The following is an 18,859-nucleotide window of genomic DNA, read 5'->3' on the forward strand; positions in this document are numbered from 1 at the left end:
AGTCAGCGGTCGATCAGGGCAACGCGGAAGTCGGGAAGACCAGTGGCGCAAGGCCTTCCAGGCTCTGGACCGGACCGGCGGCAGCCGGAGCGGCCGCAGCCGGAGCAGCAGCCGCGGCGGGAGCGGCCGCTGCGGGCGCAGTTGCGACCGGAGCCGGCGACTTCGGCAGGAGGTTCGCCAGGGGGGTGCCCGCCGGCATCAGCGACGCCAGGTCACCGGGGAACGCGACCTGCTGCGGCAGGGGCGTCGTACCGCCGGGCAGTTGCGGCAGGTTGACCTCTGCCGACGGCAGCAGGCCCTGTGCGGGTGCAGCGGCGGCGGCCGCGGGTGCTGCGGCAGCGGTGGCGGGCAGGTTCAGCGGTCCCTGACCTGCGGGGAGGCTGACCGACGCCGTCGCGGCGGCGGGTGCTGCCGGGGCAGCTGCTGCCGCTGCGGGGGCGGCTCCACCGCCGGACAGTGCCGAGGCGAGGCCCTGCAGCATCATCGGCGCGTTGGCCGGGTTGAGGAAGTTCTGCAGTCCCGGGATCGCAGGCATGGCGGGCGCGGGAGCCGGGGCGGGTGCGGGCTCGGCGACGGCCGGCGCGCTGAAGGCCAGCGCGGCACCGATCGTGCTCGCTGCAGCAATCATGCTGGTAGCGAAGAGTTTTCTGGCGAAATGCATGAATCTTCCAATCCGTTGGCGGCAGGTCTGTCACCGAAGCTACGGAGTTACTGGAGTTACTCAAGTGACACGTGTGGCATTTATGCAACCGTTACGCATACGACGGCACATGGTGACCGATCGCTAGAGTCGTGCGGATAGACGAGCACTCCCCGGCCCCGCCGGTAGCGACGACGGCACCGGCCCGCCTGGCTCGGTTGGCGCCGTGGCTGCTCGCGCTCAGCGTGGCCGCCCGGCTCGCGTGGACCTACCTGGTGCCCAACGGCGCGAACTTCGTCGACCTGCACGTCTACGTCGGCGGCGCGGCGACCATCGGCACCGGGCGCTCGCTGTACGACTTCGTCTACGCCGAGCAGACGCCGGACTTCCCGCTGCCCTTCACCTATCCGCCGTTCGCCGCAGTGCTGTTTCAGCCGCTGCACCTGGTGCCGTTCGGCGTGTTGTCGTTTGCGTGGCAGTTCGGCATCATCGCCGCGCTCTACGGCGTGGTGTGGGTAACGCTGCGACTGCTCGGCCGCGCCGAACACCGGCTGGCCATGCTGTGGACCGCCGTCGGCATCTGGACCGAACCGCTGCGCAGCACGTTCGACTACGGGCAGGTCAACGTCATCCTGGTACTGGCGGTGCTGTTCGCCGTGCTCAGCTCGAGATGGTGGCTGTCGGGCCTGCTGGTCGGGCTGGCCGCGGGCATCAAGCTCACGCCCGCAGTGTCCGGGCTGTACTTCGTCGGGGTCAGGCGCTGGGGGGCCGCACTGTTCTCGGGCGTCGTCTTCTTCGGCACCATCGGCGTGTCGCTGCTGGTGCTCGGCGATCAGGCCCGGTTCTACTTCACCGACCTGCTCGGCGACGCCGACCGGATCGGCCCCATCGGCACGTCGTTCAATCAATCCTGGCGCGGCGGCATCTCCCGCATCCTCGGCCACGACGCCGGCTACGGCCCGGTGGTGGTCGCCGCACTCGTCGTCACCGCCGTCCTCGCCGTGCTGGCGTGGCGGGCCGTCGATGCACGATCCGACCGCCTCGGCGGCATCCTCGTCGTGCAGCTGTTCGGGCTACTGCTCTCGCCGATCTCGTGGACACACCACTGGGTGTGGCTCGTCCCGCTGATCGTGTGGCTGCTGCACGGGCCGAAGCGGGAGCGGCGCGGCGCCCGGGTGCTCGGCTGGGGCTGGCTGATCCTGATCCTGATCGGCGTGCCGTGGTTGCTGAGCTTCGCCCAGCCGACCATCTGGGAGATCGGCAGACCCTGGTATCTCGCCTGGGCCGGCCTGATCTACATCGTCGCCACGCTGGCGACGCTCGGATGGATCGCGGCTACCGGCCGACGATCCCGTTGATGTCGCGCGCCATGTCGACGTCCTTGGCGGTGATCCCACCCTCGGAGTGCGTGACGAGCGCGAACGTCACTGTCCGCCAACGGATGTCGATGTCCGGATGGTGATCCTTGGCCTCTGCGTGCTCCCCGACGCGACGGACGGCGTCGATGCCGTCGAGGAAGGCGCCGAACTCGATCGAGCGGCGCAGCGCCCCGTCGGCGCGTTCCCATCCGTCGAGATCGGCTAGTGCGGCATCCACCTGATCATCGGTCAGCACGGCCATGAATCGACGGTATACCGTCGATGCGTGCCGAACCAGATCGTCGTCGCGGGCGCACTGATCGACGGAGCGACGCTGCTGGTGGCCCAGCGCGAGCGACCGGCGGAACTGGCCGGATTGTGGGAGCTGCCCGGCGGCAAGGTGGCGGCGGGGGAGAGCGACGCCGAGGCACTCGCACGCGAACTCGACGAGGAGCTCGGCGCGGTGGTGACCGTCGGCGCGCGGCTGGGCGCCGACGTGGCACTGGGTGGCGGAATGACGCTGCGCGCGTATCTCGTCGAGCACGTGAGCGGCACGATTCGAGCGCGCGATCACCGCGCGTTGCGCTGGGTGACCGCAGACCAACTCGGCGATGTGGCATGGGTGCCCGCCGACCGCGGCTGGGTGCCCGACCTCGCTGCCGCGCTCGGCTCCCGCTAGTTCGGGCAAACGGCTTCCGCCGCAACGGCTTACGTGCCGTCGCGCTGTGGCGCACCGGGCCTCGCGAGGGGCGGTCAGTACCGCAGTCGGTCGCCCACCACGCGTACCCGTGACGGGTCGCCGTGGTGGCGCGCCGCGTACATCGGGTGCAGCAGCGCGGGGTGGCGACAATGTGGGCACGAGGCCGGTGCCTGGTTCACCGACGAACTGGTCAGGTGGTGACATGCGGCACACCGCACGACGTAGAACCCGCCCATCCAGTTGAGCATGCCGAGGTAGATGGCCGCGGTCGCGGCGCCTGCGAGCACGACCACCAGCGCGATGGTCGCCGCTTCGAAAACCGTCATAGTCGTTACCTCCAACCAGCGACGGACACCTCCACGGTACGCCGACATAAGGCGAGGTAGTCAGGCTTTTCTGGCGCGTTTGAACACCTTCTCCAGGTCCTTGCCGCGGACGCCGGCCAGCTCCGCCTTGTGCACCTTGTGCAGCACCAGCGGACACCGCTTGCAGCGGGGCTTGGAACGGCAACACTTCTTCTTGGCCTTCGCCTGGGCGAACTCCGTGTGCTTCACGTGGCCTTCCGTCGATGTTCGTCGTTTTCGTGTTTGGTCCCTGCGCTGCGACAATCGGGGACGTGGATTTGCCCCAAGACTTTCGTAACGTAGCCATCGTCGCGCACGTGGATCATGGCAAGACGACCCTCGTGGACGCGATGTTGCGGCAATCCGGCGCACTCAGCCACCGCGGCGACGACGCCATCGAACGCCTGATGGACTCCGGTGACCTGGAGAAGGAAAAGGGCATCACCATCCTGGCCAAGAACACGGCCGTGCACCGGCACAACGCCGACGGCACCATGACCGTGATCAACGTCATCGACACCCCGGGCCACGCCGACTTCGGCGGCGAGGTCGAGCGCGGTCTCTCGATGGTCGACGGCGTCCTGCTGCTGGTCGATGCGTCGGAGGGCCCCCTGCCCCAGACTCGCTTCGTGCTGCGCAAGGCGCTGACTGCGCACCTGCCGGTGATCGTGTGCGTCAACAAGACCGACCGCCCCGATGCCCGCATCGCAGAGGTGGTCTCCGAGAGCCACGACCTGCTGCTCGACGTCGCCTCCGACCTCGACGAGGAAGCGCAGAAGGCGGCGGAGTTCGCGCTCGGCCTGCCGACGCTGTACGCCTCGGGCCGCGCGGGCATCGCCAGCACGACCGAACCCGCCAACGGCGAGAACCCCGACGGCGAGAACCTCGATCCGCTGTTCGACGTCCTGATGGAGCACATCCCGCCGCCGCAGGGTGACCCCGAGGCCCCGCTGCAGGCGCTGGTGACGAACCTCGACGCGTCGGCGTTCCTCGGCAGGCTCGCGCTGGTCCGCATCTACAAGGGCAAGCTGCGCAAGGGCCAGCAGGTCGCCTGGATGCGCGAGGTCGACGGACACCCCGTCATCACCAACGCGAAGATCACCGAACTCCTCGCCACCGAGGGCGTCGAGCGGACCAGCACCGACGAGGCCGTCGCCGGTGACATCGTCGCCGTCGCAGGCATGCCGGAGATCATGATCGGCGACACCCTCGCCGACACCGAACACGCCCATGCGCTGCCGCGCATCACGGTCGACGAGCCCGCCATCTCGGTCACCATCGGCACCAACACCTCGCCGCTGGCGGGCAAGGTCTCCGGACACAAGCTGACCGCCCGCATGGTGAAGGCGCGCCTGGATTCCGAACTCGTCGGCAACGTGTCCATCAAGGTCGTCGACATCGACCGCCCGGATGCATGGGAGGTGCAGGGCCGAGGCGAGTTGGCGCTGGCCATCCTCGTCGAGCAGATGCGCCGCGAAGGGTTCGAACTCACCGTGGGCAAGCCGCAGGTGGTCACTCGGACCGTCGACGGCAAGCTGCACGAGCCCTACGAGGCGATGACCATCGACTGTCCCGAGGAGTTCGTCGGCGCGGTCACGCAGCTGATGGCCGGCCGCAAGGGCCGCATGGAGGAGATGGCCAACCACGCCGCGGGCTGGGTGCGGATGGACTTCATCGTGCCCTCGCGCGGGCTCATCGGCTTCCGCACCGACTTCCTGACCCTGACCCGTGGCACCGGCATCGCCAACGCGGTGTTCGAGGGGTACCGCCCGTGGGCCGGCGAGATCCGCGCCCGCCACACCGGGTCGCTGGTGTCCGACCGCACCGGCAAGATCACGCCGTTCGCGATGACGCAGCTGTCCGACCGCGGGCAGTTCTTCGTCGAGCCGGGCGACGACACCTATGAAGGCCAGGTCGTGGGCATCAACCCGCGCGCCGAGGACCTCGACGTCAACGTCACGCGCGAGAAGAAGCTCACCAACATGCGCTCCTCGACCGCCGACGTCTTCGAGACGCTTGCCCGTCCGATGGAGCTGGGTCTGGAGCAGGCCATGGAGTTCTGCGCCGAGGACGAGTGCGTCGAGGTGACCCCCGAGGTGGTGCGCGTGCGCAAGGTGGAGCTCAACGCGTCGCTGCGTGCGCGCGCCAAGTCCCGTGCGAAGGCGCGCGGCTGACGCGGCTGAGCGCACGGGTTGCACTTCGTTAACCTGAACAACGTGCCGACGCCCCTGCCACGATTCCGTCGCGTCGTCGGCTCATCGTTCACCGCCATCGTGTGCGCACTGGTGGTCGCGGGCTGCACGGTCAGCCCGCCCCCGGCGCCGCAGAGCACCGACACCTCGCAGTCGACGCCACCGCCGCCGATGAAGGCGTCGCAGATCATCGTGGCGATCGACTCGATCGGCGCGGGGTTCAATCCGCACCTGATGTCGGACCAGTCGCCGGTCAACGCCGCGATCTCGTCACTGGTGCTGCCCAGCTCGTTCCGGCCCATCGCGGACCCGGCGACGCCGACCGGGTCGCGGTGGGAACTCGACACCTCCCTGCTGGAATCGGCTGAGGTCACCGGCGAGAACCCGTTCACCGTCACCTACCGGATCCGCCCGGAGGCGTCGTGGACGGACAACGCCCCGATCGCGGCCGACGACTACTGGTACCTGTGGCGGCAGATGGTGGGCGAGCCCGGCGTCGTCGACCCCGCCGGCTACGACCTGATCACCGGCGTGCAGTCGGTGGAGGGCGGCAAGACCGCGGTCGTCACGTTCTCCCAGCCGTATCCGGCGTGGCGCGAGCTGTTCAACGACATCCTGCCCGCGCACATCGTCAAGGACGTGCCCGGCGGGTTCTCGGCCGGCCTCGCCCGTGCGATGCCGGTGACCGGCGGGCAGTTCCGCGTCGAGAGCATCGACCCGCAGCGCGACGAGATCCTGCTGGCGCGCAACGACCGGTACTGGGCCGAGCCCGCCAAGCCGGACCTCGTCCTGTTCCGCCGCGGCGGTGCGCCTGCCGCGCTGGCCGACTCGATCCGCAACGGCGACACTCAGGTCGCGCAGGTGCACGGGGGACAGGCGGCGTTCGCACAACTCAGCGCCATCCCCGACGTCCGGACGGCCCGCATCGTCACCCCGCGGGTCATGCAGCTGACGCTGCGGGCGCAGCAGCCGATGCTGACCGATCCCCAGGTGCGCAAGGCGATACTCGGGTTGATCGACGTCGACCTGCTCGCCGCCGTCGGCGCGGGCAGCGACAACACCGTCACCCTCGCCCAGGCGCAGGTGCGGTCGCCGTCGGATCCGGGCTACGTGCCGACGGCGCCGCCGGCGATGACGCGGGAGGCCGCGCTCGCGCTGCTGGGCGGGGCGGGTTACCAGGTGCAGCCGATCCAGCCCGCGCCGCCGTCGACGCCGGGGACGCCCGCGCCCGCCGACGACCGCGGCAGGATCACCAAGGACGGTCAGCCGCTGGCGTTGGCCCTCGGCGTGGCGTCCAACGACCCGACGTCGGTCGCGGTCGCCAACACCGCGGCCGATCAACTGCGCAGCGTGGGCATCGCGGCGTCGGTGATCGCGCTCGACCCGCCCGTCCTCTACGGCGACGCGCTCGCCGACGACCGCGTCGACGCGATCATCGGGTGGCATCAGGCGGGTGGCGATCTCGCGACCGCGCTCGCGTCGCGCTACGGCTGTCCGGCGCTGGAGGCGACCGCGGTGCCGACGGCTCCGCCGAGCGGCCTGCCATCGACACCAGTGACCACCACGTCACCGGCGCGCGATGCCCCGCCTTCGAGCAAGCCGCCCACCACCACGATGACGACCACCACGCCGACCGCGACCACGACGGGCACGAACTCGGCACCCGCTCCCGGTGGCGATCAACTGATCCAGGCGCCGAGCAACCTGACCGGGATCTGCGATCGCAGCATCCAGCCCAGGATTGAGGCCGCACTCGACGGCAGCGAGAACATCGCCGAGGTCCTCACCGCCGTCGAACCGCGGTTGTGGAACATGTCGACGGTGATGCCGATCCTGCAGGACACCACGATCGTCGCCGCCGGCCCCAGCGTGCGGAACGTGAGCCTGACGGGCGCGGTGCCGGTGGGCATCGTCGGTGACGCCGGACGCTGGATCAAGACGCCGCAGTAGCGCGAATCTGGTTGCGCAGTCTGGCATTCTCGATCAGATGGGCGGTGTAGGCGGCGACCGCGAACACGGCGAACAGCCACAGCGGCGGCCGCGCGAGTTCCCACACGAACAGCGCAGCCCACAGCGGGGCGCGCTGCGTGATCGCCAGCACGCCTGCCGCGCACGTCAACGAGACCGCCGCGACGTGCAGATCGGTGCCTGCCCACTGGTTGAGCGCCAACGTCACCAGCGAGCCCGCCGCCGCGCCGGTCGCCAGCGCAGGTGTGATCATTCCGCCGACCGCCCCCGCCCGCAGGAACAGCGCCGTCGATGCGGGTTTGAGGATGAGGAGCACCGCGGCGCCGCCGATGGTCAGGCCCGCGTCCACGCTGACGGTGAGGATGCTGCGTCCGTTGCCGGGCAGTTCCGGCCACCAGATGGAACAGACGCCCATCACGAGACCGGCAGCGGCGATCGCGGGAATCAATGTCCACGAACGCATCTGAGGCCGCGGTCGCGCAGCCGTCATCACCCGGTCGAACGCCAGGCCCACGGCCACCGACAACGGGGCGATCGCCAGCCCCAGAAACAGCAGCAGGTAGGACGACTGCACGTCGGGCCACACCAGCGAGTGCTCGAGGTGGGTCACGGGCGCGGCGACGGCCACGGCCAGGCTCGAGGTGATGAGTGCGGTACCGAGTGCCCGAGGATGCCAAGTGCGCAACATGATTCGGGTGGCGAACAGTGCGCCGCCGAGCGGGACGCCGTACACGGCGCCGAGACCCGCGCCCGCGGCGCACGCCAGCAGGATCTCCCGATCCCTCGGCGTCAGGGACAGCCGCGACATGCCGAGATCGCCGAACGCCGCGGAGATCTGACGAGGCGCGCCCTCGCGCCCGAGTGAGGCGCCCGAGCCGACCAACAGCACCTGCAGTACCGCGTCGATCGACATCCGCCACCGCGAGATCGGGCGATGGTCGCTGATCGTCGCCGACAGGCTGGGCACGTCGCCGCCGCGCCGCAGCGCCCACCAGCCGAGGCCCGCCAGCGCGCCACCGACCATGGGCCCGACTGCGCGGCGGACCGGGCTGCTGTCGCCGACGCCGGTCAGCAGGCTGCCGAACGAGTAGTGGTAGGTCAGGTGCTCGACGGCGTGCAGCAGCAGAGTGGTGGCCGCGCCCGCAGCACCGGCGAGGAGGCCGACGATCACGATGGCGCACGAATACTCCGCGGTGCGCCGAGACACCGGCTGAATCTATCTTGTCGGGATGGACGTTCCACGGTTTCTGTTCGTGCACGCACATCCCGACGACGAGACGCTGACCACCGGCGCCACGATTGCGCACTACGCGAGCCAGGGCGCCCAGGTGCACGTGGTGACCTGCACGCTCGGTGAGGAGGGCGAGGTGATCGGCGACCGGTGGGCCCGGCTTGCGGTCGACCACGCCGACCAGCTCGGCGGCTACCGGATCGGCGAACTCACTCGCGCGCTGCACCATCTCGGCGTGGCGCAACCGTGGTTCCTCGGCGGTGCGGGGAGGTGGCGCGACTCGGGGATGGCGGAGACGCCGGGGCTGGACCGGCACCGCTTCACCGACGCCGGACTCGACGAACCGGTCGCCGCGCTCGTCGACGTGATCCACGAGGTGCGGCCGCACGTCGTGGTCACCTACGACCCGAACGGCGGATACGGCCATCCCGACCACATCCGGGCCCACGAGGTGACGATGGCCGCCGTGGCCGCCGCCGCACCGACGTGGCAGGTGCCGAAGGTCTACTGGACGGTGTTGGCGCGCTCGGCCGTCGACGCGGCCTTGGGCGGGCTGGCCGGCGTGGAGTTGCCGCCGCACTGGACGTCGATCCCGTTGTCGGACTTGCCGTTCTGCTACGACGACGACCAGATCGATGCCGTGGTCGACGCGCCCGAGAGCCGGCAAGCGAAGGTCGCGGCGATGCGGGCCCACGCCACGCAGGTGAGCGTCACGCCAGGAGGCGAGGCGTTCGCGCTGTCCAACGACATCGTGCTGCCACTGCTGCACACCGAGCACTTCGTGCTGGTCGCCGGCGCGTCGGGCGAGCGCGACGACCGCGGCTGGGAAACGGATTTGCTGTCCGGGCTGAACCTGGGATAGCCGGGGCGCGAGGGGGTAAGCTCCGATCGAACCACCGGCCCGATGGAGGGATGGCGATGGACCCGGATCTGGATCCCAACCTGCAGCACTGGCAGGACCGCCTGGACAGTCTTCAATGGGTGGAGGGTTCGCTGATCGCGTTGCTCGACAGCATCCCGACCTGACTGCCGACGCCCCCGACTGGCAGCGGCCAGTCCTGCTCGGTGTGCTCGCGTTCGACGGTGTCCTCTCGGCTCTCGTCGGTGCGTTCTTCCTTCCGATCTACCTCGGGAGCGTGCCGTTCCCGATCAGCGGGCTGCTCAGCGGTCTGGTGAATCTCGCCCTGGTGTGGGCGGCATCGCAGTGGACGACGACGCCCCGGTTGGCGGCGCTCCCGGTGTGGACGTGGCTCGCGACGGTACTCGTGCTGGCCTTCGCCGGTCCGGGGAAGGACATCGTGTTCGGCGGCACCGGCATCATGCAGCTGGGCCCGATCGTCCTGCTGGTCCTCGGCGCTGCACCGCCGGTCTGGTTCGTGTTCCGCCGAACGCAGCTACCCGTCTAGTTCGGCTGGTCACCGGATGGCCGCGATGCCGGCCAGGATCAGGTCGATGCCTGCGCGGAACTGCTCCCTGTCGTCGTGCTCTCGCAGTTCGTCGGCGATCTGCTGGACGAACGGGTACTGATCGGGTTCGTCCTGGGTCCAGCGCGCGACGACGTCGGTGAGGAAGCCCGTCCGGCTCGTCTTCCGTGCGACGAGGCGGGCGCCTGCGGCGTATTGCGCCGCGAGTCCCAGCATGTAGCTCACCAATGCCGACGCGGAATCGAACTGCGCTCGCTCTGGCACGCCGAGTGCCTGCAACTGTTGGCCGAGTCCCTCGAAGATGCGCCTCGTTCCCGATTGCCAAGGCTCGCGCGAGATCTGGGTGCCCACCCAGGGTCGGGCGTGGATCGCGTCGAACACGGCGAGGGCTATCGCACGGATCGCGTCGTCCGGTGCCGCATCGACGCGCGCGCCGGTCATCGCCTGGGCGATGACGTGGTCGGTGGTCGCCGCGAGGAGGTCGTCCTTGTTCGCGACGTGCCAGTAGATCGCTCCGCTGCCGGTCGTGAGCCGCGTCGCCAACGCGCGGAAGGTGAGGGCGCCCTCGCCGTCGGTGTCGAGGACGTCGATCGCCGCGGCGATGATCCGCTCCTTCGAGAGGGCGTCCGACCGTCGCTCGGTCCGTCGGGGTTTCGGGGGCACGGGGACATCTTGACACGACTGGAACGGCGTTCCACGATGGACACACCACTGGAACGGTGTTCCATTTTCATGGACGGAGCGGTCTGACGATCACGATCATCGGTGCGGGGCTGGGCGGCCTGACGCTCGCACGGGTACTGCACGTCCACGGAATCGAGTCGACCATCTACGAGGCCGAGGCCTCGGCGGACGCCCGCACGCAGGGCGGTCAGCTCGACATCCACGAGTACAACGGTCAGCTCGCGCTGCGCGCCGCTGGACTGTTCGACGAGTTCCTCGGCCTCATCCACCACGGCGGGCAGGCGGCGCGCGTGCTCGACCGGCACGCGACCGTGCTCCTCGACGAACCCGACGATGGCACCGGCGGCCGGCCGGAGGTGCTCCGCGGCGACCTGCGCCGACTCCTGCTCGACTCGCTGCCGGCGGGAACCGTCCAGTGGGGCCGCAAGCTGACCGGGGTGTCGGCACTCGGCGCGGGTCGGCACGAGTTGACGTTCGCCGACGGGTCGGTCGTTCCGACCGACCTCCTCGTCGGCGCGGACGGCGCCTGGTCAAGGGTCCGGCCGCTGCTCTCCGATGCACGGCCCGAGTACGTCGGCACGTCGTTCGTCGAGACGTACCTGTTCGACGCCGATCGGCGGCATCCCGCCGCGGCCGCGGCGGTCGGGGACGGGGCGATGCACGCGCTCGCACCGGGCAGGGGCATCCTCGCGCACCGCGAACCGAACGGTGTCCTGCACGGCTACGTCGCGCTGAACCGTCCCGTGGAGTGGATCGCCGACATCGACTTCGACGACCCCGCCGCCGCGACCGCGCGGGTGGCGGCCGAATTCGAGGAGTGGGCACCCGAACTGACCGCGTTGATCACCGACGGCGACACACCCCCGACGCCCCGGACGGTCTTCAAGCTGCCGGTGGGGCTGCGCTGGGACCGCGTGCGGGGCGTGACGCTGGTCGGCGACGCCGCGCACCTGATGTCACCGTTCGCCGGTGAGGGCGCGAACCTGGCGATGTTCGACGGGTCCGAGCTGGGACTCGCGATCGCCGCTCGACCCGGAGACGTCGAGGCGGCGCTGGTCGCCTACGAGGAACCGATGTTCACGCGCGCCGAGCAGGCTGCCGCCGAGTCGCACCGCAACCACGGCTTCTTCTTCGACGACCGCGCCCCGGCCGGTCTGCTCGAATTCCTCGCGAGCGCGCTCGCTGGCGAGCGCGGCTAGTCGTCGGCGTCGTTCGCGGCGTCAGGCGCGTCCTTCGCGTCAGGCGCGTCCGGTGCTGCGGCATCGGGCGCGGCGGGTTGCCCCGCCTGCTCGTCACCGGGATCGGTGGTCTCATCGCCGGTGTTCTCGTCGCCGGTGGTGGTGGCGTCGGTATCCGTCGAGGACGTCGGATCCTTCGGGTCCGTTGGGTCCGTGACGCTGCCGCGGACCTCGCCCTGGGCCTGCACCGTGCCGGACGTCGTCGTCGTGGGTGCGTCCTCGACGGCGGGCTCGATGTCGGTCCCGGTGGTGGAGTCGGTGTTGGTCTCGGGCTCCGTGGTGGTTTCGGGCTCCGTCTCGGCGGCCGGGCTGACGGCCGGGGCGGCGGGCTCCTCGGCGGGCGCGTCGACCGGTTCCAGCGACTCGGCGGGCTCCTCGGCCGCGGTGGTCAGCGACATCTCGGCCACCTCGGTCGTCTCCGTCGTCGCGAACGGGATGGGCGGTATCGGCGGGATCAGCCAGCCGAGGAAGTAGTTCAACTCCGCGATGCCGAGATTGATGAACGACGCCACGGTCGTCGCGGCCACGGCCCCGATGCCGTTGACGTACGACCAGATGTTCAACGGATCGTTGACCACCGGGTCGATGAGGTCGTAGACCACGCTGTCGGCGATCGGAACGACGAGGTCGTAGTAGACGATCCCCACCTGATCGCCGATGAGGTAGCCGTACGGGATGAACTGCAGCACGTACTGCGTGAGTTCGACGCCGTAGTTCACCCAGCCCTGCAGCCACTGGTAGGCCGCATTGATGCCGTCGGACGCCGCATTGAGCGGCACCGGATCGGCCGGTGGCGCGGGTATCAGCGCGGCGGCCTCGGGGTCCAGCCGTTCGATGGCGTCGCGTGCGACCGCGACCCGATCGGGGCGCAGCGGCTCGAGGACGATCGGCCGGACCGACGAGGCCAGGTCGACGCTGCGCGTCACCGCGTCCGGGCCCGTGTCTCGGACCGGTACGGCCACTGTCGACAGGGCCACCGCCGACACCGCGAGAGCGGCCATGCCCGCCGCCAGTTGAGAACGCAGATCACCGATCATGAACAAGGCCTCTCGCCAAGTGGTGCGACGATGCAGAACTTACGCGGTCGTCGGCCCTGTGCAGGCGGTTCTCGACCAGATGGCCCGCCACCGTCTCGCGCCGCTGCGGCTACTGTGGCCGGTATGCCGGGGCCAGTGTTTTCGTATGGTGAGACGCCGTGGATGAAACTCGCCGACTGCGGGGTTACACGGGAGTGGCTCTGAACCCCCAGCATGGCACATCCCTGCCCAGCCCGGTGGTCCCGCCGAAGCCCCTCGCGGGGCCGGAGCAGGGCGATTCGACTCTTCAGCCGAGTGCCGCCGCCATGAGACGCGTCCTGCGCCGAGCCCGTGACGGCGTCGCGCTGAACGTCGACGAAGCCGCGATCGCGATGACCGCCCGCGGCGACGACCTTGCCGATCTGTGCGCCAGTGCCGCCCGGGTCAGGGACGCCGGACTCGAGGCGGCAGGCCTGCGCGGAGCGACGGGCAAGCTGCCGGTGAGCTATTCGCGCAAGGTGTTCATCCCGGTGACGCATCTGTGCCGCGACAAGTGCCACTACTGCACGTTCGTGACGGTGCCCGGCAAGCTGCGCGCCGAGGGCAAGGGCATGTTCATGGAGCCCGACGAGATCCTCGACGTCGCGCGTCGCGGCGCGGAATTGGGCTGCAAGGAAGCGCTGTTCACCCTGGGCGATCGGCCCGAGACCCGCTGGGACGAAGCCCGCCAGTGGCTCGACGAGCGCGGTTACGACTCGACGCTCGACTACGTGCGCGCCATGGCCATCAGGGTGCTCGAGGAGACCGGGCTGCTGCCGCACCTCAACCCGGGTGTGATGAGCTGGTCGGAGCTGTCGCGGCTCAAGCCGGTCGCGCCGTCGATGGGCATGATGCTCGAGACCACGTCGCGGCGGCTGTTCGAGACGAAGGGGCTCGCGCACTACGGCAGCCCCGACAAGGACCCCACGGTGCGGCTGCGCACCCTCGACGACGCGGGTCGGCTGTCGGTTCCGTTCACCACCGGTCTGCTGGTGGGCATCGGGGAGACGCTGACCGAGCGGGCCGAGACCGTGCACGCGATTCGTCGCTCGCACAAGGAGTTCGGTCACGTGCAGGAAGTGATCGTGCAGAACTTCCGCGCCAAGGAGCACACCGTGATGGCGGGGGTTCCGGACACCGGGATCGACGACTTCATCGCGACGGTGGCCGTCACCCGTCTGGTGATGGGGCCGAAGATGCGCATTCAGGCGCCGCCCAACCTGGTGTCGCGCGAGGAGTGCCTCGCGCTGATCGGTGCCGGCGTCGACGACTGGGGTGGCGTGTCGCCGCTGACCCCGGATCATGTCAACCCGGAGCGGCCGTGGCCCGCACTCGACGAGCTGGCCGCGGTGACCGCCGAAGCCGGTTACGACCTGGTGCAGCGCCTCACCGCCCAGCCGCAGTACGTGCAGGCCGGCGCCGCCTGGATCGACCCGCGCGTGCAGGGTCACGTCGCTGCGCTGGCCGACCCCGAGACCGGGCTCGCGCGCGACGTCAACCCGGTGGGCAGGCCGTGGCAGGAACCGGACGAGGCCGCCGAGTCGCTCGGCCGCACCGACCTGAACACCGCGATCGACTCCGAGGGCCGCCGCACCGAGACCCGCAGCGACCTGGGCAGCGCGTTCGGCGACTGGGAGTCGATCAGGGCCAAGGTCGAAGAACTCGCCGCCCGCGCGCCGGAACGCATCGACACCGACGTGCTGGCCGCGTTGCGGTCGGCCGAGCGTAACCCGGCCGGGTGCAGCGACGACGAGTACCTGGCGCTGGCGACCGCGGAGGGCCCGGCGATGGACGCCGTTGCCGCGCTTGCGGATTCGTTGCGCCGCGACGTGGTGGGTGACGACGTGACCTACGTCGTGAACCGGAACATCAACTTCACCAACATCTGCTACACGGGCTGCCGGTTCTGCGCGTTCGCCCAACGCAAGGGTGACGCGGACGCGTTCTCGCTGTCGACCGACGAGGTCGCCAACCGCGCGTGGGAGGCGCACGTCGCGGGCGCCACGGAGGTCTGCATGCAGGGGGGCATCGACCCCGAGCTGCCCGTCACCGGCTACGCCGACATCGTCCGCGCGGTCAAGGCGCGGGTGCCGTCGATGCACGTACATGCGTTCTCGCCCATGGAGATCGCCAACGGCGTGACCCGCGGCGGCACGTCGATCCGGGAGTGGTTGACGAGCTTGCGCGAGGCCGGTCTGGACTCGATTCCGGGTACGGCCGCGGAGATCCTCGACGACGAGGTGCGGTGGGTGCTCACCAAGGGCAAGCTGCCGACGTCGATGTGGATCGAGGTCGTCACCACGGCGCACGAGGTCGGGCTGAAGTCGTCGTCGACGATGATGTACGGCCACGTCGATCAGCCGCGGCACTGGGTCGGGCACCTCAACGTGCTGCGCGACATCCAGGACCGCACAGGTGGATTCACCGAGTTCGTGCCGCTGCCGTTCGTGCACCAGTCCTCGCCGCTGTACCTGGCAGGCGGAGCGCGCCCCGGGCCGACGCACCGCGACAACCGGGCCGTGCACGCACTGGGCCGGATCATGCTGCACGGCAGGATCGACAACATCCAGACCAGCTGGGTGAAGCTGGGCGTCGAGCGCACCCAGGTGATGCTCAACGGTGGTGCCAACGACCTCGGCGGCACGCTGATGGAGGAGACCATCTCGCGGATGGCCGGCTCGGAGAACGGGTCCGCCAAGTCGGTCGCCGAACTCACGGCGATCGCCGAGGGCATCGGCCGTCCGGCCCGCCAGCGCACGACGACCTACACCCCCCTCGCCGCCTGACCCACCCCGCCTTCTCGAGGTGCCCCTTGAAGTGGGTCAACTTTTTCGGCGAGCGTGCGTGTCTGCGGGCGACACGCCGGGTTCGAACCCGAGTTCACGCACGCTCGCGCGGGGTCGGTCAGCTCAGCTGTTCGGCCTTGACGAGGCAGTTGACGTCCTGACCGTCATTGGCGACGCCCGAGTCGACGAGCACGTCGGCCTGGATCTCGCACGACAACGTCGCGGCGGCGCCGATCGCCGGGTCGGCCCCGACCCACCACGTGGGATCCCCGGCAGACTGCGGAAACTCGGCGTGACCGCCGCAGCGGTTGGTGACCTGCGTGGTGGTCGGATCGGAGTCGACCGGAACCGTGATGTCGATGCAGTCGGCACCGGTCCAGTCGACCACCGTGACGAGGCTGCCGGCGCCCGCAAGGGGAGTGGGCGCAACGGGAGCGGCGGTCGTCGAGGTGGACGGCGCGGCAGGCACGAACGGTGCCGGCGCGTAGACGGGCGCGCCGCCGCTGCCGCCGCTCTCGCAGGCCACACCGTCGCCGTCGCGGTCGAGCTTGCGGCTGTAGCCCGGCTGTCCGGCGTACAAAGGCGCAGCCCCCGCCGCCCTCGCCTCGGCGCAGCTGCCGTACGCACCTGCGACTGGCGACGTGATCAGCGCGGTGAGTGGAATCGCCAGTGCGCTGCACGCGGCGTACACGACGGTCTTCTTCATTCGAGCCCCCCAGGACCTTGTTTGACACGGTGGCCGAACGAGCCACCGGGAACAGATCGGAACCGTCGACAAGATCGTTACGCGCCGGCGGAATGAAATCGGACTGCGGTCCGTTTGAATCGACGACGGTGTCGGAGAGTCCGGCGCCCCAGTCCAAGGAGATTGACATGACCGCAGCAGTTGCCGCCGACCTGACCGCCGGAACCTGGGCCATCGACCCCGTCCACTCGTCCATCGGCTTCTCCGTACGCCACCTCGTCGTGAGCAAGGTGCGCGGCACGTTCGGGAACTTCTCCGGCGCGATCACGGTCGCCGAGGACGGCACCCCCTCGGTCACGGCCGAGATCGCCGTCGACTCCGTGAACACCGGCAACGAGCAGCGCGACGCGCACCTCAAGGCCGCAGACTTCTTCGACGTCGAGAACCACCCGACCGCCACGTTCGTCTCGACGGGCGTGCGCCAGGACGGCAGCGACTACGTGCTCGACGGCGACTTCACGCTCAAGGGCGTCACCAAGCCGATCCAGCTGAAGCTCGAGTACAACGGCGTCAACCCGGGCATGGGCCACGGTCAGGTCGCCGGCTTCGAGGCGTCAGTCGTGATCAACCGCAAGGACTTCGGCATCGACATCGACATGCCGTTGGAGACCGGCGGCGCGGTGGTGGGCGACAAGATCACCATCACCCTCGAGATCGAGGCACTCAAGCAGGCCTGACCTCCGCTGCGCGAGCGTGCGTGAACTCGGGTTCTTGCGCGGCGTGTCGCCCGCAGACACGCACGCTCGCGGGATGGCTCGCGTGAGGGCTGTGCAATGCCGCCGCGACACCCCGCGAAGTACTTGGCGGGTTTTATCTGCAACGTCTAGTATCAGTAACCGCGCGCCACCCCTCGGGGCGGCGCGCGAAGTTAGGGCACACTGAGACAGGCGTCCAAGTATCGGCAACGCATACTTGCTCCGGCTTCCTCAGGAGCCCTGAGAACAACCCCGACCAGCGGCCCACTGGACAGGAGAGACACCCGTGACGTACACCATTGCCGAACCCTGTGTCGACGTGAAAGACAAGGCATGTATCGAAGAGTGCCCCGTCGACTGCATCTATGAGGGTGCTCGGATGCTGTACATCCACCCCGACGAGTGCGTGGACTGCGGCGCTTGCGAGCCGGTCTGCCCGGTCGAGGCGATCTACTACGAGGACGACGTCCCCGACCAGTGGAGTGCCTACACCCAGCACAACGCCGACTTCTTCAGCGAACTCGGCTCGCCGGGTGGTGCGTCCAAGGTCGGCCAGACGGACAACGATCCGGCGGCCGTGAAGGAACTGGCTCCTCAGGGCGAGGGCTGACGCCCGCGTTCTCGATGCCCCGCCGCGTCTCGGCGTCCCTACCGGTCTTCCCGTGGGACACGCTCGCCGACGTGACGGCGGTGGCACGCGCACACCCCGACGGCATCGTCGATCTGTCGGTGGGTACCCCCGTGGACCCGGTCGCCCCGGTGATTCGGGATGCCCTGGCTGCGGCGAGTTCGGCGCCCGGCTACCCGACGACGGCCGGCACGGCCGCGCTGCGGACGGCGATGGCCAGGGCGCTCGAGCGTCGGTACGGCATCACGGATCTCGCCGACGATGCCGTGCTGCCGGTGATCGGCACCAAGGAACTCATCGCGTGGCTTCCCACGCTGATCGGGCTGGGCCCCGATGACACGGTCGTGGTGCCGGAGCTGGCCTACCCGACCTACGACGTCGGCGCGCGGTTGACCAACGCCCAGGTCGTGCGCGCGGACTCGCTGACCCAGATCGGCCCCCGGACGCCCGCGCTGGTCTTCCTCAACTCGCCGAGCAACCCGACGGGTGCCGTGCTCGGCGTCGACCATCTCCGCAAGGTGGTCGGCTGGGCCCGCGAACGCGGAGTGCTGGTGGCCTCCGACGAGTGCTACCTCGGCCTGGGCTGGGAAGCCGAACCGGTGTCGATATTGCACCCGTCGGTGAGCGACGGCGACCACACGGGTCTGCTGGCGGTGCACTCGCTGTCCAAGACGTCCTCGCTGGCGGGCTACCGCGCCGGCTTCGTCGCGGGCGACCCGGCCGTCGTCGCCGAACTGCTGGCCGTACGCAAGCACGCCGGGATGATGGTGCCCACCCCCGTGCAGGCCGCGATGGTCGCCGCGCTCGACGACGACGACCACGAAGCCGAGCAGCGCAAGCGCTACGCCCACCGTCGGACCGGCCTGCTGCGCGCGGTGCGCGACGCGGGCTTCACCGTCGACCACTCCGAGGCCGGGCTCTACCTGTGGGCGACACGCGACGAGCCATGCCGGGAGACCCTGGCCTGGTTCGCAGACCGCGGCATCCTGGTGGCGCCCGGCGAGTTCTACGGCCCGAGGGGCGGCCGCCACGTGCGCATCGCGCTCACGGCGACCGACGAACGCATCGACGCTGCCGTCGCTCGCCTCGCCGCCTGACTGCGCCGAACCGGACAGTCACGTCGCGATTTCGCCGTGCGAACGACGTGACGCTCCAGTTCGGCGGAAGACCC

At 69.8% G+C, this 18,859-nt stretch carries 18 protein-coding genes and 1 pseudogene; 11 read left to right on the forward strand and 8 right to left on the reverse strand.

The window, feature by feature from the left end; all coding sequences use genetic code 11:
- Window positions 1–13 precede the first annotated feature (13 nt).
- Entirely contained in the window at window positions 14–628 is a 615-nt protein-coding gene (locus tag G6N61_RS26910; protein ID WP_235887319.1) for a hypothetical protein, read from the reverse strand.
- A gap of 164 nt (window positions 629–792) precedes the next feature.
- Between G6N61_RS26910 and G6N61_RS26915 the strand changes: the two genes are divergently transcribed.
- The gene (locus tag G6N61_RS26915) at window positions 793–1,998 is read left to right on the forward strand and encodes a mannosyltransferase (protein WP_235887320.1); all 1,206 of its coding nucleotides are present in this window, start codon (window positions 793–795) and stop codon (window positions 1,996–1,998) included.
- On the opposite strand, the gene G6N61_RS26920 is transcribed toward G6N61_RS26915, so the two are convergent.
- Window positions 1,976–2,260: a 4a-hydroxytetrahydrobiopterin dehydratase gene (locus G6N61_RS26920; protein WP_163923608.1), complete on the reverse strand. Its 285-nt coding sequence runs from the start codon at window positions 2,258–2,260 to the stop codon at window positions 1,976–1,978. The genes G6N61_RS26915 and G6N61_RS26920 overlap by 23 nt on opposite strands.
- Window positions 2,261–2,284: 24 nt before the next feature.
- Between G6N61_RS26920 and G6N61_RS26925 the strand changes: the two genes are divergently transcribed.
- Window positions 2,285–2,677 (forward strand): (deoxy)nucleoside triphosphate pyrophosphohydrolase, encoded by a 393-nt coding sequence (locus G6N61_RS26925; RefSeq protein WP_163923611.1) that lies wholly within the window; start codon window positions 2,285–2,287, stop codon window positions 2,675–2,677.
- Between the two features lie 74 nt (window positions 2,678–2,751).
- Here G6N61_RS26925 and G6N61_RS26930 read toward each other — a convergent pair whose 3' ends face one another.
- Together G6N61_RS26930 and G6N61_RS26935 are read right to left on the reverse strand one after the other, a co-directional pair.
- Window positions 2,752–3,024 (reverse strand): hypothetical protein, encoded by a 273-nt coding sequence (locus tag G6N61_RS26930; RefSeq protein WP_163923614.1) that lies wholly within the window; start codon window positions 3,022–3,024, stop codon window positions 2,752–2,754.
- Between the two features lie 60 nt (window positions 3,025–3,084).
- Window positions 3,085–3,252, reverse strand: a complete 168-nt coding sequence (locus tag G6N61_RS26935; RefSeq protein WP_170314494.1) for a hypothetical protein — start codon at window positions 3,250–3,252, stop codon at window positions 3,085–3,087.
- 68 nt (window positions 3,253–3,320) lie between these two features.
- Here G6N61_RS26935 and typA point away from each other — a divergent pair, with 68 nt between their 5' ends.
- Complete coding sequence (gene typA, locus G6N61_RS26940) at window positions 3,321–5,216, forward strand: translational GTPase TypA (protein ID WP_179973721.1); 1,896 nt, start codon at window positions 3,321–3,323, stop codon at window positions 5,214–5,216.
- A 42-nt stretch (window positions 5,217–5,258) separates the two neighbouring features.
- On the forward strand, window positions 5,259–7,184 hold the full coding sequence (locus G6N61_RS26945) for an ABC transporter family substrate-binding protein (RefSeq protein ID WP_163923620.1): 1,926 nt from the start codon (window positions 5,259–5,261) through the stop codon (window positions 7,182–7,184).
- Here G6N61_RS26945 and G6N61_RS26950 read toward each other — a convergent pair.
- Window positions 7,168–8,409, reverse strand: coding sequence for a chloride channel protein (locus G6N61_RS26950; RefSeq protein ID WP_163923628.1), 1,242 nt, complete (start codon window positions 8,407–8,409; stop codon window positions 7,168–7,170). The genes G6N61_RS26945 and G6N61_RS26950 overlap by 17 nt on opposite strands.
- 22 nt (window positions 8,410–8,431) lie before the next feature.
- Here G6N61_RS26950 and mshB point away from each other — a divergent pair, with 22 nt between their 5' ends.
- Together mshB and G6N61_RS26960 are read left to right on the forward strand one after the other, a co-directional pair.
- Complete coding sequence (gene mshB / locus G6N61_RS26955) at window positions 8,432–9,295, forward strand: N-acetyl-1-D-myo-inositol-2-amino-2-deoxy-alpha-D-glucopyranoside deacetylase (protein WP_163923641.1); 864 nt, start codon at window positions 8,432–8,434, stop codon at window positions 9,293–9,295.
- A 115-nt stretch (window positions 9,296–9,410) separates the two neighbouring features.
- Window positions 9,411–9,839, forward strand: a complete 429-nt coding sequence (locus G6N61_RS26960) for a hypothetical protein (RefSeq protein WP_163923644.1) — start codon at window positions 9,411–9,413, stop codon at window positions 9,837–9,839.
- A 9-nt stretch (window positions 9,840–9,848) separates the two neighbouring features.
- Here G6N61_RS26960 and G6N61_RS26965 read toward each other — a convergent pair whose 3' ends face one another.
- Window positions 9,849–10,520 (reverse strand): TetR/AcrR family transcriptional regulator, encoded by a 672-nt coding sequence (locus tag G6N61_RS26965; RefSeq protein ID WP_163923647.1) that lies wholly within the window; start codon window positions 10,518–10,520, stop codon window positions 9,849–9,851.
- A gap of 56 nt (window positions 10,521–10,576) precedes the next feature.
- On the opposite strand from G6N61_RS26965, the gene G6N61_RS26970 reads away from it, so the two are divergent.
- Window positions 10,577–11,740, forward strand: a complete 1,164-nt coding sequence (locus G6N61_RS26970) for an FAD-dependent oxidoreductase (RefSeq protein ID WP_235887321.1) — start codon at window positions 10,577–10,579, stop codon at window positions 11,738–11,740.
- Here G6N61_RS26970 and G6N61_RS26975 read toward each other — a convergent pair.
- Complete coding sequence (locus G6N61_RS26975; protein ID WP_163923651.1) at window positions 11,737–12,816, reverse strand: hypothetical protein; 1,080 nt, start codon at window positions 12,814–12,816, stop codon at window positions 11,737–11,739. The genes G6N61_RS26970 and G6N61_RS26975 overlap by 4 nt on opposite strands.
- Window positions 12,817–13,010: 194 nt before the next feature.
- On the opposite strand from G6N61_RS26975, the gene G6N61_RS26980 reads away from it, so the two are divergent.
- Window positions 13,011–15,620, forward strand: coding sequence for a bifunctional FO biosynthesis protein CofGH (locus G6N61_RS26980; protein ID WP_163923653.1), 2,610 nt, complete (start codon window positions 13,011–13,013; stop codon window positions 15,618–15,620).
- A 514-nt stretch (window positions 15,621–16,134) separates the two neighbouring features.
- On the opposite strand, the pseudogene G6N61_RS31365 reads toward G6N61_RS26980, so the two are convergent.
- Window positions 16,135–16,242 (reverse strand): annotated as a pseudogene (locus tag G6N61_RS31365) (excalibur calcium-binding domain-containing protein); the annotation flags it as partial.
- A 251-nt stretch (window positions 16,243–16,493) separates the two neighbouring features.
- Here G6N61_RS31365 and G6N61_RS26990 point away from each other — a divergent pair.
- The 3 genes from G6N61_RS26990 (at window position 16,494) to dapC (ending at window position 18,785) form a co-directional block, all read left to right on the forward strand.
- Window positions 16,494–17,042 (forward strand): YceI family protein, encoded by a 549-nt coding sequence (locus G6N61_RS26990; RefSeq protein WP_163923656.1) that lies wholly within the window; start codon window positions 16,494–16,496, stop codon window positions 17,040–17,042.
- Window positions 17,043–17,346: 304 nt separating this feature from the next.
- Complete coding sequence (gene fdxA / locus G6N61_RS26995) at window positions 17,347–17,670, forward strand: ferredoxin (RefSeq protein ID WP_163923658.1); 324 nt, start codon at window positions 17,347–17,349, stop codon at window positions 17,668–17,670.
- 14 nt (window positions 17,671–17,684) lie between these two features.
- Window positions 17,685–18,785: a succinyldiaminopimelate transaminase gene (gene dapC, locus G6N61_RS27000; RefSeq protein WP_163923661.1), complete on the forward strand. Its 1,101-nt coding sequence runs from the start codon at window positions 17,685–17,687 to the stop codon at window positions 18,783–18,785.
- Window positions 18,786–18,859 lie beyond the last annotated feature (74 nt).

It is taken from the genome of Mycolicibacterium arabiense (assembly GCF_010731815.2).
GTDB lineage: Bacteria > Actinomycetota > Actinomycetes > Mycobacteriales > Mycobacteriaceae > Mycobacterium > Mycobacterium arabiense.

Coding starts and splice junctions, on each gene's coding strand:
- G6N61_RS26910 (WP_235887319.1), bottom strand. CDS start 628: ATGATTGCTGCAGCGAGCACGATCGGTGCCGCGCTGGCCTTCAGCGCG.
- G6N61_RS26920 (WP_163923608.1), bottom strand. CDS start 2,260: ATGGCCGTGCTGACCGATGATCAGGTGGATGCCGCACTAGCCGATCTC.
- G6N61_RS26930 (WP_163923614.1), bottom strand. CDS start 3,024: ATGACGGTTTTCGAAGCGGCGACCATCGCGCTGGTGGTCGTGCTCGCA.
- mshB (WP_163923641.1), top strand. CDS start 8,432: ATGGACGTTCCACGGTTTCTGTTCGTGCACGCACATCCCGACGACGAG.
- G6N61_RS26960 (WP_163923644.1), top strand. CDS start 9,411: ATGGGTGGAGGGTTCGCTGATCGCGTTGCTCGACAGCATCCCGACCTG.
- G6N61_RS26975 (WP_163923651.1), bottom strand. CDS start 12,816: ATGATCGGTGATCTGCGTTCTCAACTGGCGGCGGGCATGGCCGCTCTC.
- G6N61_RS26990 (WP_163923656.1), top strand. CDS start 16,494: ATGACCGCAGCAGTTGCCGCCGACCTGACCGCCGGAACCTGGGCCATC.
- dapC (WP_163923661.1), top strand. CDS start 17,685: ATGCCCCGCCGCGTCTCGGCGTCCCTACCGGTCTTCCCGTGGGACACG.